The organism is Neisseria sp. P0019.S003 (genome assembly GCF_051957115.1).
GTDB lineage: Bacteria > Pseudomonadota > Gammaproteobacteria > Burkholderiales > Neisseriaceae > Neisseria > Neisseria flavescens_D.
The window spans coordinates 323,886-337,397 of sequence record NZ_JBQCWT010000002.1 but is presented as its reverse complement, the minus strand read 5'-3'; the positions used below and the strand labels follow the sequence as shown (position 1 = coordinate 337,397).

Annotated in this window: 9 protein-coding genes; 4 read left to right on the top strand and 5 right to left on the bottom strand. The window is 45.3% G+C overall.

Going from position 1 to position 13,512, the window contains the following annotated elements; all coding sequences use genetic code 11:
• Nucleotides 1-209: 209 nt before the first annotated feature.
• Nucleotides 210-1,073, bottom strand: a complete 864-nt coding sequence (locus ACTHTS_RS04760; protein WP_049322835.1) for a phosphoribosylaminoimidazolesuccinocarboxamide synthase — start codon at nucleotides 1,071-1,073, stop codon at nucleotides 210-212.
• Between the two features lie 163 nt (nucleotides 1,074-1,236).
• The gene (locus tag ACTHTS_RS04755) at nucleotides 1,237-2,691 is read right to left on the bottom strand and encodes a calcium-binding protein (protein ID WP_371444204.1); all 1,455 of its coding nucleotides are present in this window, start codon (nucleotides 2,689-2,691) and stop codon (nucleotides 1,237-1,239) included.
• A gap of 444 nt (nucleotides 2,692-3,135) precedes the next feature.
• Here ACTHTS_RS04755 and rfbD point away from each other — a divergent pair, with 444 nt between their 5' ends.
• The 4 genes from rfbD to ACTHTS_RS04735 all read left to right on the top strand — a co-directional run bounded on the left by rfbD (nucleotide 3,136) and on the right by ACTHTS_RS04735 (nucleotide 9,361).
• Nucleotides 3,136-3,999 (top strand): dTDP-4-dehydrorhamnose reductase, encoded by an 864-nt coding sequence (gene rfbD / locus ACTHTS_RS04750; protein ID WP_371459118.1) that lies wholly within the window; start codon nucleotides 3,136-3,138, stop codon nucleotides 3,997-3,999.
• Between the two features lie 151 nt (nucleotides 4,000-4,150).
• Nucleotides 4,151-7,009 (top strand): excinuclease ABC subunit UvrA, encoded by a 2,859-nt coding sequence (uvrA, locus tag ACTHTS_RS04745; RefSeq protein WP_371459117.1) that lies wholly within the window; start codon nucleotides 4,151-4,153, stop codon nucleotides 7,007-7,009.
• 9 nt (nucleotides 7,010-7,018) lie between these two features.
• Nucleotides 7,019-8,410 carry an AAA family ATPase gene (locus tag ACTHTS_RS04740; RefSeq protein ID WP_371459116.1) on the top strand — a complete coding sequence of 464 codons (1,392 nt, stop codon included), beginning with the start codon at nucleotides 7,019-7,021 and terminating at the stop codon, nucleotides 8,408-8,410.
• A 12-nt stretch (nucleotides 8,411-8,422) separates the two neighbouring features.
• A complete protein-coding gene (locus ACTHTS_RS04735; RefSeq protein ID WP_371459115.1) occupies nucleotides 8,423-9,361 on the top strand; it encodes a DUF4435 domain-containing protein in 939 nt (312 codons plus the stop codon).
• Nucleotides 9,362-9,568: 207 nt separating this feature from the next.
• On the opposite strand, the gene nrdD is transcribed toward ACTHTS_RS04735, so the two are convergent.
• The 3 genes from nrdD to ACTHTS_RS04720 all read right to left on the bottom strand — a co-directional run bounded on the left by nrdD (nucleotide 9,569) and on the right by ACTHTS_RS04720 (nucleotide 13,407).
• Entirely contained in the window at nucleotides 9,569-11,350 is a 1,782-nt protein-coding gene (gene nrdD / locus ACTHTS_RS04730; protein ID WP_371459114.1) for an anaerobic ribonucleoside-triphosphate reductase, read from the bottom strand.
• Nucleotides 11,351-11,467: 117 nt separating this feature from the next.
• A complete protein-coding gene (nrdG, locus tag ACTHTS_RS04725; RefSeq protein ID WP_219088627.1) occupies nucleotides 11,468-11,977 on the bottom strand; it encodes an anaerobic ribonucleoside-triphosphate reductase activating protein in 510 nt (169 codons plus the stop codon).
• Nucleotides 11,978-12,264: 287 nt separating this feature from the next.
• Nucleotides 12,265-13,407, bottom strand: coding sequence for a THUMP domain-containing class I SAM-dependent RNA methyltransferase (locus tag ACTHTS_RS04720; RefSeq protein WP_440369356.1), 1,143 nt, complete (start codon nucleotides 13,405-13,407; stop codon nucleotides 12,265-12,267).
• Nucleotides 13,408-13,512: the final 105 nt, after the last annotated feature.

Below are 13,512 nucleotides of genomic sequence, written 5' to 3'. Positions count from 1 at the left end.
CTAAAACACTAATAATGCACACTAAAATCCGAATGTGCATAGTTAGGGTTTCAGACCGTGCGGCAGGTTATAAACAAGCTTTCAGACGGCCTTTAAGGCGCTGAAAACAACTCTCGATTATAAAGGCAACCATCCTTAAAATCCAGTATTTATACAATAAAAAGGCTGTCTGAAACATATCCTTTTCAGACGGCCTTCAAACTTAAAAATCAATCCTGAGTCAGCAAAGTCAATGCTTCCTGATATTTTTCGACTGTTTTTTGAATTACATCGGCAGGCACTTTAGGCGCAGGCGCTTTTTTGTTCCAACCGCTTTGCTCCAACCAGTCGCGGACAAATTGTTTGTCAAAAGACGGCGGATTGGTGCCGACTTTGTATTGGTCGGCAGGCCAAAAACGGCTGGAGTCTGGCGTCAATACTTCGTCCATCAAAGTCAGCGTACCTTCTTCATCTAAACCAAATTCAAACTTGGTATCGCAAATAATAATGCCGCGAGATTTCGCATATTCAGCCGCTTCCGTATAAAGCTGAATCGCCTTGGCGCGTACTTCCGCCGCCAGCTCTTTACCAATGATGCGTTCGCATTCTTCAAAGCTGATGTTTTCATCATGATCACCAACTGCGGCTTTGGTCGATGGTGTAAAAATCACTTCGGGCAACTGCTGCGCTTCCTGCATACCTTCAGGCAATTGGATACCGCAGACAGAACCAGTCTTTTGATAATCTTTCCAACCGCTGCCTGCCAGATAACCGCGCACAATGGCCTCCACTTTCACCGGAGTGAGTTTTTTAGCCACGACGGCGCGTTTCTCCAAAGCTTTGGCTTCGTTTTCAGGCAAAACATCGTAAACCGTTTGGCCAGTAAAATGGTTAGGCATGATATGAGCCAGTTTTTTAAACCAAAAATTGGAAATCTGCGTCAGAATCTCTCCTTTACCCGGAATCGGATCATCTAAAATCACATCGAATGCAGACAGACGGTCGGAAGCAACCATCAACATACGTTTATCGTCAATTTCGTACAAATCGCGGACTTTGCCGGAGTAGATTTTTTTCAAGCTGATTTCAGACATTTCGGGTATCTCTTTGGTAGACAGAAGAATATGATATTTTAGCCCAATTTAGCATCTTTCGTCAGATTGTTTACAAAATAAAGGCCGTCTGAAACCTTATAGCTCGGTTTCAGACGGCCTTAGCCTTTGATTTTAGGGACAAACCCTAAAAACCATCATTCTATCAGATGGCAGGAGCCTGAGTCTGATCTTGGATTTGGTTCACAGCAGACAGAGAGTAGTAGTCGCCGTGGCCGGTTACTTGGTAAGTGCTACCGTCAGCAAACTTGAAGTTTTCAACTTTGTGATCGTTACCGGTGAACCAATCGTCGATGGTGATGCTGTCGTTAGTACCGACAGAAACAGTCAGGTTAGCACCAGATTTGCTCAGCAATACGTCAGAAGCTGCAACGCCTTTACCGAACAACAAGGTGTCATTACCGCTTTCCTCACGGATAGTGTCGTGACCGTAACCTTTGTCGAAGAAGTAAGTGTCGTTACCGGTACCGCCGATCAGGATGTCGTTGCCGACACCACCGTCGAGGTAGTCGTTACCATCTTTGCCAACCAGGCAGTCGTCACCGGCCAAACCGTACAGATGGTTGTTGCCACCATTACCTTCGATGTTGTTGTTCAAAGAGTTACCGGTACCGTTCAGGTTTTGCATACCTTGCAAAATCAGGTTTTCAACGTGATCGGTCAGAGTGTAGTCGATAACGGTACGAACAGTATCGATACCGGCGTGTGCATTGCCGTATTCGATAACTTGGTCGTTGGCATTGTCAACGAAGTAAACGTCGTTACCGTCGCCACCGCGCATGATGTCAGCACCGGAACCACCGTTCAGGTAGTCGTTACCGGCACCACCTTGCAGGTAGTCTTTACCTTCTTCACCGTACAGAGAGTCACCGTCGGCATCACCGTAAATGGTGTCGTTACCAGCACCGGCGTAGATTACGTCTGTGCCGTTGCCACCGTAGATGATGTCTTCGCAAGCAGTACCATAAATGGTATCTTTAGCATCAGTACCGCGGATAACGTTGCCGTCTTTGCAGTCTTCAGCTCGAATGACATTACCTGGGTTTTTGTCTTCGTGACCGTATGAGTTGTTTTGGTTATGGTCGTCAACACAGTCTTTGCAGTCTGGCTCTGGCTTAGGTTCTGGTTTAGGCTCAGGTTTTGGTTCTGGTTTAGGCTCAGGTTTTGGTTCTGGTTTAGGCTCAGGTTTTGGTTCTGGCTTAGGCTCAGGTTTTGGTTGTGGTTTTGGTTCTGGTTGCGGTTCTGGTTGTGGCTCAGGTTTAGGCTCAGGTTTTGGTTGAGGCTTAGGCTGAGGTTTAGGTTGTGGTTTTGGACATGGGATCGGTTTGATTGGATCACAGTTGTAAGGTGGGCAAACCGGAACACATTTGTAGTTAGGAGTTTTTGCCGGTGGGCAGAATGCCGCAATAGCAGAAACCAAACCAGTTACCGCATTAACTACTGACACGCCGACGCTGGCAATGCTAGCGATACTGCCGATAGAAACAGAAGATTTTGCTGCAGGAGCGCAGTAGTAAGAAGAGTAGGAAGCCTTAGGCGCAGGAGCGCAGTAAGAACTAACCAGGGGTCTAGTATAATACCCCCCGTAACAGTATGCCATAATAATTACTCCCAAAATAGTTAATAAAGATATTGAGCTAGCGGAACGAGCAAATCCGCCCTTGCTCAATTATTATTTTAGTAATATTTTTCAAAATATTTACTCAAAAATATCAAACGGTAGAATTTGCCGATAAAAGGACGGAGTCTCGCCTGTTTTTAAATTCCATTATCCTAGCAACAATAAAAACATTAACATTGATTCACACTCTCTCAAACAGCATAGATCCTTTATCTATCTTGTTAAAAGCTGAACTTTAACTCTAGTTATAGTAAACAAACATAATACCAATAAGTGGTTATTATTATGGATAGATAATATCGACAATTTACCCAAATGCAGCCACCTCTGCATTTTGTTCTACGCCAATAATGTGAATTTGTCTTATTTACACTATAATGACACGAACACCTATTTAACAGCTATCAGAGGAGATATTCAACCATGCGTACTTTATTGACCGGAGCCAAAGGCCAGCTTGCCCGTTGTCTGCGCGACCGCCTGCCCGAAGATTGGGAACTGATTGCTACCGATTCTACTTCGCTGGACATTACCGATACCGAAGCCGTGCATCATATGATTAAAAACTTCCAACCAGATGCCATCGTTAATGCCGCAGCTTACACTGCCGTCGATAAAGCAGAAGAAAACGCAGAGGCTGCTTTTGCCGTCAACGCAACCGCTGTTCACAACCTTGCCGCAGCTGCTCGCGCTGCACATGCCCGCTTTATCCATATTTCTACTGATTATGTATTCGACGGCGAAGGCAAACGCCCTTACCGCGAAACCGACTACACCAATCCGCGCAGCACTTACGGTCAATCCAAAGTTGCAGGCGAGCTTTTGGCTTTAGCCGCGCATCCGGAAAGTACAATCGTCCGTACTTCATGGCTGTTTAGCGAATACGGCAGCAATTTCGTCAAGACCATGCTGCGCCTTGCTAAAGAACGTGACTCCCTCTCCATTGTTCACGACCAAACCGGTTGTCCGACTTATGCAGGCGACTTGGCTCATGCCATCATCAGTTTATTGCAACAGCCCACTTCCCCACGCGGCATCTTCCATTACTGTGGCAACAAATCGGCAACATGGTACGAATTTACCAAAGCCATCTTTCAGACGGCCCACCAATTAGACGACAGCTTCCGCATTCCGGAACTGAACGCAATTACCACTGATCAATACCCCCTGCCCACTCCGCGTCCGGCATACAGCATTATGGATTGCTCACGTCTAGAGACCGAATTCTGTATCAAACCGTCCGACTGGCAAAAAGCCCTGCGCGAAATTCTCCGCAAAATCGACTGATAAGCTGATCCATCTATATCAAAAGCCGTCTGAAAACATATTTTCAGACGGCCTCTTTGTTTCTTTTATATCAAATGCTTTATCTATCCAGTCTGTCATTTGAAAAGTGCTACAATAGCCGTTTATTTTATTTTTCAGACGGCCTGACAATATGTGCAATCATCATCCCAAACATTCACACGATAATGACACCATCCGCATCCGCGGCGCGCGTACACATAATTTGAAAAATGTCGATTTAGACATTCCGCGCCACAAGCTCGTGGTGGTAACAGGATTGTCAGGCAGCGGTAAATCATCGCTGGCGTTTGATACTTTGTATGCCGAAGGGCAACGCCGTTATGTTGAGAGCCTTTCCGCCTATGCCCGTCAGTTTTTACAGATGATGGACAAACCCGATGTCGATTTAATTGAAGGCTTATCGCCCGCGATTTCCATCGAGCAAAAATCCACCAGTCACAATCCGCGCTCCACCGTCGGCACGGTAACAGAAATCCACGATTACCTGCGTCTTTTGTATGCACGCGTCGGCACGCCGTATTGCCCCGAACACAATCTGCCGCTATCCAGTCAAACCGTATCACAGATGGTCGATGCCGTATTGAAACTGCCGGAAGACACGCGCGTGATGATTTTGGCGCCGGCAGTGCGCGAGCGTAAGGGCGAGTTTGTCGATTTCTTTGCCGACTTGCAGGCGCAGGGTTTTGCGCGTGTACGCGTGGACGGCGAAGTCTATCAGCTTGACGAAGTACCGAAGCTGGAAAAAAACATCAAGCACAACATTGACGTCGTCATCGACCGCGTGAAAGTGAAGGCGGACATCAAGCAGCGGCTGGCGGAAAGTTTTGAAACCGCATTGCGCCACGGCAACGAACGCGCACTGGCGATGGAAATGGACAGCGGCGAAGAGCATTGGTTCTCCGCGCGTTTTGCCTGCCCCGTGTGTTCGTACAGCCTGCCCGAATTAGAGCCGCGCCTGTTTTCCTTCAACAACCCGATGGGGTCCTGCCCGACTTGCGACGGTTTGGGCAACACTAACTTCTTCGATCCCGAAAAAGTGGTTGCCCATCCCGAATTATCCTTAGCCGCAGGCGCGATTGACGGCTGGGATAAGCGCAACCAATTCTATTTCCAAATGATTCAGTCGTTAGCACGCCATTATGAGTTTGATGCGGATGCAGCATGGGAAACACTGCCTGAAAAAGTCAAAAAAGTTGTCTTGCACGGTTCGGGCAAAGAAGTCATCGACTTCACCTACCTGTCCGAACGCGGCACCACCTTCAACCGCAGTCATGCCTTTGAAGGCATCATCCCCAATCTCGAACGCCGCTACCGCGAAACCGACAGCGAAACCGTGCGCGAAAAACTGCGCGAATACCAAAACCACCGCGCCTGCCCAAGCTGCGGCGGCGCACGTTTGCGTAAAGAAGCGCGATACGTTTACGTCAGTGGCGAGCCGTTGCACGAAATCTCCGCCTGGCCGCTGACCAAAACCCACCAATTTTTTGAAACGCTGGATTTGGACGGCAACAAAAAACAAATCGCCGAAAAAATCCTTAAAGAAATCACCGAACGCCTCGGCTTCCTGATTAACGTCGGGCTGGATTACCTGAATTTAAGCCGCTCCGCCGAAACCCTTTCCGGCGGCGAAGCCCAGCGCATCCGCCTCGCCAGCCAAATCGGCAGTGGTCTGACTGGCGTAATGTATGTGTTGGACGAACCCTCCATCGGCCTGCACCAGCGCGATAACGACCGCCTGCTCGCCACCCTCAAACGCCTGCGCGATTTGGGCAACAGCGTGATTGTGGTCGAACACGACGAAGACGCTATCCGCGAAGCCGATTTCGTCGTCGATATGGGCCCCGGCGCAGGCGAACATGGCGGCAACGTACTGATTGCCGACACCCCCGAAAACGTCGCCAAATGCGAAAACTCCGTTACCGGACAATACCTCAGCGGCAAAAGATCCATTGCCGTGCCGTCAGAACGCACGCCCGTCAATCCCGACCGAATGCTCGTCCTCAAAGGCGCGCGTGGCAACAACCTTAAAAACGTTACCCTCGAATTGCCGCTCGGTTTGATTACCTGCATCACCGGCGTATCCGGCAGCGGCAAATCCACCCTGATTAACGACACCCTCGCCAAAATCACCGCCCGCGAACTCAACCGCGCCCAAGAAGAACCCGCCCCATACGACGACATCCAAGGCCTCGAACACCTCGACAAAGTCATCAACGTCGACCAATCCCCCATCGGCCGCACCCCGCGCTCCAACCCCGCCACCTACACCGGCCTGTTCACCCCCATTCGCGAACTCTTCGCCGGCGTGCCCCTCTCGCGCGAACGCGGCTACAGCGTCGGCAGATTTTCCTTCAACGTCAAAGGCGGCCGCTGCGAAGCCTGCCAAGGCGACGGCGTGATTAAAGTCGAAATGCACTTCCTGCCCGACGTGTACGTCCCCTGCGAAGTCTGCCACGGCAAACGCTACAACCGTGAAACCCTCGAAATCCAATACAAAGGCAAAAACATCAGCCAAGTCCTCGACATGACCGTCGAAGAAGCCCGCGAATTTTTCGACGCCGTCCCCACCGTATCGCGCAAACTGCAAACCCTGATGGACGTAGGCCTAGGCTACATCCGCCTCGGCCAGTCCGCCACTACCCTCTCCGGCGGCGAAGCCCAACGCGTCAAACTTGCCCTCGAACTCTCCAAACGCGACACCGGCAGAACGCTCTACATCCTCGACGAACCCACCACCGGCCTGCACTTCGCCGACATCGCCCTGTTGCTGGAAGTCATCGGCCGTCTGAAAGGCAAAGGCAACTCGATAGTGATTATCGAGCATAATCTTGACGTTATAAAAACGGCTGATTATATTGTGGATTTAGGACCGGAAGGCGGTGATGGTGGAGGGAGAGTTATTGCGGAAGGTAGTCCAGAAGAAATAATATCTCAAACAGAGGTTAGTTATACCGCTAAATATCTAAAAACAATCTTAGAAAAATTTTAGGAAACTACAATGAATAAACAATCATCTATATTAAATCAATTTAAATTAAAAAATGTTCATGGATACAAAGACTTTCTGATCAATTTTCATGAGGATGTAACAGTTATTCTTGCTGAAAATGGGTTTGGTAAAACTACTATTCTAATGAGTTTATATTACTTTATCTCAGGTCAATTCTCAAAACTCTTACCACTTCCATTTACTGAACTTGAGTTACAATTCGAAGATGGTGAAATTATTAATTTTAATAAGCAGCAAGCATTAACTATTGAGCCTAAATTAAAAGATCGTTTAATCCGACGGAATTTAAGGTTTCCACCAGAAGATATTAATATATCGAAAAACATCGATAAATTAGCTGTTTTATATTTTTCAAAGCAATCCCAATTAATTAAAGAGGATGATTTCTTTAAATTTTTATACATGAATACCCCATGGAGTGATGATGAACTATATGAAAAATTAGCAAATATATTTGATCAAATGATACAAAATGAATATATCAGTAACATTCGAAAGAAGATTAGTGAGCGATTTACTGATATCGATATATTATTACTTACTACCTATCGACGGATTGAAGCAACCGAAGAAGATTTACAATTTAACAATACCTTAGATGATTTTGAATCCATTAATTATTTTAATAATATTCGTAAAAGAAGATTTATAGAAGATAATGACCAACTAATTAATTTTGGCTTGTCAGATGTGGAAAAGCAATTAAATATTCTTACTAACTCTATAAAAAAAGATTTATTACAATCATATCAATCTCTCAGCAACAATATTATTGATACATTATTAGATGATCGTCCTGAAATAGTTGAAATTACTGATGAGGATAAAAAAACTATCAAGCTTATGCTTGAAAGGCTAGGAAATTATACTGATGACAAAATAAAACAAATCTTAGATGCTATAGATAATAATAAACATAATAACCCTCTTATTTATCTATTTATCAAATTAATTGATAGTTATAAGAAATCTAAAGACCAAGAAAATGCAATTGAGAACTTTGTTAATCTAATAAATGACTATTTTAGAATGAGTGATTTTAATGATAAATTAATTAGATTTGATAAAACAAAACTAACTGTGGATGTATTCAATACTCACTTAGAAGAACCTATTCAATTAGGTTCTCTGAGTTCTGGTGAAAAACAAATTATCAGTATTTTTTCAAAATTAATTTTAAATTTAGATAAAAAATTTCTAATTCTTATTGATGAACCGGAGTTATCATTATCATTAGAATGGCAGCAAAGATTATTGCCTGATATGTTAAAGCAGAATTCCTGTAATCAAATTATTGCTATTACCCATTCTCCATTTATATTCGATAATGAGTTTGATGCTAATGCAACTACTATTGAAATTAAAATAAATGGCAAATAAATGGTATTTAAGATGAATAATAGAATTGATACAGTACGGAATAGTAGGACTAAGGCAGTTGCTTATTTTGCTAAATATTTGACAAAAAGAACATCTAAAAAAATTAGTTTTATATTTGAAGGGCAAGAGTGCCCCTCGTTCTACCTTCCATTTATAAAACAATACCACTTCACTGAGAATGATTTTTTTCATGCATTTGTAGAAGGGAGAGATAATGTAATATCTTTTCGTGAAATCCAACATAAAAATCCTACTACAAAAAATGACCATATTCTTTATTTTATAGATAAAGATTTTATAAAGCCAAGAATTAATGTAAAAAAATTAGACATATACATCACTGATAGATATTCTATAGAAAATTATTGTTGTGAATGGAATGTTATTAGTTCATTAATCCAACAAACCTTTGGCTTAAATTTATTATCTGAAGAAGATAATGACGTATTATTAGATATTAAAAAAATATTTACGGATTGTTTCGAAAACTATCTTACGCTTACACACAGGGTGCAAGAAATAATTTTTATTTGTCGCCATGAGAAAATTTCATGTACCTTATGTGATTTGAAAGAATTTATAGACTTTAAAAATAACTCACAATTTATTATATCAAAAAAAATTAATCAAGATATAGAAATATTCAATAAATTCAAAATATTGAATAACAACAATGAACATTATAGAATTAAAAATTCAAAATTTAGACAAAATTTTAGTAATTTAAACAAATATACTGAGTGGCGAGGAAAATATCATATACAATTCTTAACTAAATTCTTAGATTTCTTAGTCTTTGCTAGAGAACATGGGGTAACTCCATTTCAGAAAAGGAACAATACATCCACAATTATTCAAACAAAAAATATCATTTCTATTCTTAGTAATCATTGCAGCATTCCTTTATCATTAAAATTATTTCTTGAATCAAAATTTAATAATAAGCCGTAGCCTGCATACTCAACCCACTGCGTGCGTGGCTGCGCCACACACCCTACCTGCGAATCACACGGAACTTCAAAATATTAAAGTATCAAGCATTGTTGTTTAATTTAATTAAAATCATGAAGTTGAAAGAGTCAGCCTATCTAAACATACTAAAGGCCGTCTGAAATTTCAGACGGCCTTTACTTTTTTAAGTAATCCTTTTTTCAATGATTACGCCGCTTTACGGTGATAATGTCTGAGCGCATGCTCTTTGCGTCGTCCACTTGAGAAGGCGGATACGCGCTTCAGATAACCGATCACTCGGGTGCCGTAGTCGATGTCGTGGCTGCCGCAGGCAGAACAGGCGTGCAGAGTGCGTTTGTCAATATGGCCGCATTCGTTGCAGATGGTGATGCGCACGTTCACGCAGAAGTAGTTGCAGCCGGTTTGCGCAGCAATGTCCAAGAGGGAGCGGTAGCCGGATTCGGGCAAGGCTTCGTCGAGGTTTAGGTGCAGCGCGGAGCCGCCGTCGAGCCAGTCCACCAGTTCTTTGCCGTGCAGCAGGAATTTGTCGAGCGCGTTGATTTCTTCGTCTTCGACGACGTAGAAATAGGAGTTGTAGCATTCGCGGCTGACTTTGTAGCCGTCGGCTTTGTCCCATTTGGCGTTTTTCACGCCGAGGTTTTCAGCAGGGACAAACTCAGTGTTGAACTTCACGCCGTAGTGTTTGCTGGCGGCTTGGTTGGCTTCAAATATGGTTTTCAGACGGCCTTGGACGAAGTTGATGTAGTCGTCGTTGTAGCCGACTTTGATGCCTTGCGATTCGGCTGCTTCCGCCATGCCGTTGATGCCGATGGTGAGGAACTGTTTGTCCAGCGTGATGAAGCCTGCATCGTAAACGGGCAGCATGCCGGCAGCTTGGTATTCTTCCATCAGTTTGCGGTAGGCGTATTGGTATTTGTGGATTTTGGCCACTTCGGCGGCAAGGTCGCGCCCGTCTTGTTCCAACCGGTTCATGTTGATGGTGATGACGTTGATGGAACCGGTCGCCACGCCGCCTGCGCCGAGGGTATAGCTAAAAGTGCGGTCTTCAATGGCGTTGCGCAGACGGCAGCAGGAAGCCAACGAATCGGGGTTGTCGGAAAGATAAACGAAGAAGGAATTTCCTTCCGCCAATTCTTTCGCCATTTCGTCGGCGAACACGGTGTCTTTGCATTTGCCGCCATCGGTCAGCATCGCGGCGGTCACGACAGGGAAAGTCAAAACGGCTTTGGTGCGCTCCTGATTGAACCATTTGAGGAAGAAGTTTTGCAGCTTCGCCACGCTCGCCCACACCGGTTTGCTGAAATCGGGGAAGACGAAATCGCCGAACATCGCGTCGAAATAGTATTGATCGTAAACGGAAATATTCCAGAATACGCTCTGATAGCCTCGCGCGGCGGCGGGCTGGTTGATGCTGTACACCACCTGCTGCATGTGGTTGGCGATTTCTTTGCCGTGGGTTTCCAAATAATTGTCGCCGTAGTCTTTACGGGCGAAGTAGTCGAAATAAGTCAGAAATTCCACCGTCGCCACCGCGCCGGCAAACTGCGCGCTGATGGCAAACACAAGGTTGATAAACGAGCCGCAAAACGAAGCCAGATGCTGCGGCGCCTTAGATTCGCCGCCGAGTTTGCTTAAGCCGTCGAGCAGGAAAGGATACAGCGTAACCGACACACAGTAAGGCTTGAGGCTGGTTTCGTCATGCACATAAATCTCATGTGCCTCAATCTGCCGGATGTATTCGTCGGCGACGGATTGGTCGAAAATTTCGGCGATTTTGCGCGACACTTGGGCACGGTTAATCTGCACGAAAAAGTCTTTCATGATTTCCGCTTCCATCGTGGCGATGTTTTTTTGCGTTACGTTGGCATTGGCATCCATTTTCGAGCCGTCCGCCGCGTTTTGCGCGCTGATGTAGTCGCGCATGAATTGTAGTTTTCCGTTTAACTGTTCGGGATGCAGCCGAATCATGTTAATTCTCCTGTATGGTTTGGTTGATTTATCAAGTAATGACGGTCAGGCCGTCTGAAACATCGCTGTCAGCGAATACAATAAATTCAATTTAAATCAGTGCAATACAGCATTGAGCTAAATTGAAGCCACTGGAAAAACTTTGGGCGCGGGTTTGTCTTTGACAAACAAGCGGTTCAACACCTCGCCCGTACGCAAATCGATAAACTTCTGATTGGTGGTCGGGCTGTCCAAACCGCCCAGCTCCATCTGCCAACGGCCGGTTTTCAGATACGTCAGATAAGGCAGGATGCCGTCTGAAACCGTCTCCAGCTCCTCGCGATCCAAGCCAGTGTACAAACAGGCTTTCAAACCTTCCTGAGCAACAATAGCCAGCATTTTCTGTAAGGCTTTCGGTTGCCATTCCCCGCCCATAAACAACACGCAGCTAATTAGCCCGCGATAGCGTTTCAGACGGCCTTTTAAATAATCCTCGGTCAATTCCGTGCCAATACCCTCTTTCCATGTATCGGCACTGTGGCAACCTTTGCAACGCAACGGACAACCGGAAAACAGAAACGCCAGCGACACTTCACCCGGCACTTCCTGCCAGACAATTTGTTCAACTGTAAATTTCAAGCTACTCATTGCAATACTATAAAACACAATATATGGTGCAAATTAAAACACAAGACTACTAGATATGGTATTTTTATTTAACAATGTATTTTACCCATACAATAGATTTTTATTATTTATCTGATTGTCTATTACTATAAAATAGTAGTTTTAAGCCAATAAAAAGGCCGTCTGAACACGATTCAGACAGCCTGTAATTAAAAAAAGAAAAGCAAACTCCGTTATAACAAAGACAGTTTTAACAAATCAAAAAAGGCCGTCTGAAATCATCTTTCAGACAGCCTCAATTTCAGGTTTTAGCCCCGATTCGAGCCTTTAACCATATCCATCAAAAACAATCGGCAATCCAAGTTACCATTAAACAGCGGAATTTTACGCTTCGGAGAAAGGCGCATAAATTTCGGCATATCGCGATCGCCGGTAAACATCCCAGCCAGCCAGCCTGCGTAGTGCTGTTTCAACCATGTGCCCAGTTGCGGATAAAGAGCCTGTAAAGCCTGAATTTCGGCAAGGCGCACGCCATAAGGCGGATTGGAAATCATAATGCCGTGTTCGCCGTTTGGTCGAGCGTCTTGCGCATCTTGCACATCAAAACGGAGGAAATTATCCACTTCGGCGGCTTGAGCATTGGCCAATGCGGCGCGGATCATATAACGGTCGTTGTCGCTGCCGGAAATTGGCGCGGCTGCCGGTTTGATTTGTTTTTCAGCTTCACGGCGCAGGGCTTGCCATTTTTCTTTGTCGAAGTTTTGCAGTTTTTCAAAACCGAAACGGCGCATCAAACCCGGCGCACGGTGTGTCGCAATCCATGCAGCCTCAATGGCAATCGTACCGCTACCGCAAAACGGGTCTTGGAAAGGCTGCGTACCGTCATAGCCTGCCAAAAGCAGCAAACCTGCCGCCAAGTTTTCCCTCAATGGGGCTTCGCCGGTATCCTGACGATAGCCGCGTTTGAAGAGTGCTTCGCCGGAAGTATCGATAAAGATTTCCACATTGCGTTCATCGATAAAGGCATGGATGCGGATATCAGGATTGATTTTGCCCACGCTCGGACGCGCATCATAAATATCGCGGAAGGCATCACAGACGGCATCTTTGATCTTCAAACCGACAAAATCCAAGCTTTTCACATTGGCGCGTTTGCCTTCAACTTTGACTTTAAAGGTCTGCTCCAGCTTAAACCAACCTGTCCAATGCAGATTTCGTGCCAGTTTATAGATATCGTGTTCGTTGCGATAACCGCCTTTGGTCAAACGCAGCAAAACACGGCTGGCAACGCGCGAATGCAGGTTGATGCGGTACACCTGCTCCATCGTGCCTTTACATGCCACACCGCCATCAACAGCGCGGATATCCTGGCATGCCATGCTGTCGAGTTCTTGCGTCAAAGGCGCTTCCAAACCGCGAGGACAAGTGATAAAAAGTGAATAAACCGTCATATAAAACCTTTCCGGGTAGGGCTATCCGAACCACTCGGATAACAAATAAAAACAATATTATAGCCGAAAAACCAAAAGGCCGTCTGAAACTTCAGACGACCTTTG

Coding starts and splice junctions, on each gene's coding strand:
- ACTHTS_RS04760 (WP_049322835.1), bottom strand. CDS start 1,073: ATGTCTGAAATCAGCTTGAAAAAAATCTACTCCGGCAAAGTCCGCGAT.
- ACTHTS_RS04755 (WP_371444204.1), bottom strand. CDS start 2,691: ATGGCATACTGTTACGGGGGGTATTATACTAGACCCCTGGTTAGTTCT.
- rfbD (WP_371459118.1), top strand. CDS start 3,136: ATGCGTACTTTATTGACCGGAGCCAAAGGCCAGCTTGCCCGTTGTCTG.
- uvrA (WP_371459117.1), top strand. CDS start 4,151: ATGTGCAATCATCATCCCAAACATTCACACGATAATGACACCATCCGC.
- ACTHTS_RS04740 (WP_371459116.1), top strand. CDS start 7,019: ATGAATAAACAATCATCTATATTAAATCAATTTAAATTAAAAAATGTT.
- ACTHTS_RS04735 (WP_371459115.1), top strand. CDS start 8,423: ATGAATAATAGAATTGATACAGTACGGAATAGTAGGACTAAGGCAGTT.
- nrdD (WP_371459114.1), bottom strand. CDS start 11,350: ATGATTCGGCTGCATCCCGAACAGTTAAACGGAAAACTACAATTCATG.
- nrdG (WP_219088627.1), bottom strand. CDS start 11,977: ATGAGTAGCTTGAAATTTACAGTTGAACAAATTGTCTGGCAGGAAGTG.
- ACTHTS_RS04720 (WP_440369356.1), bottom strand. CDS start 13,407: ATGACGGTTTATTCACTTTTTATCACTTGTCCTCGCGGTTTGGAAGCG.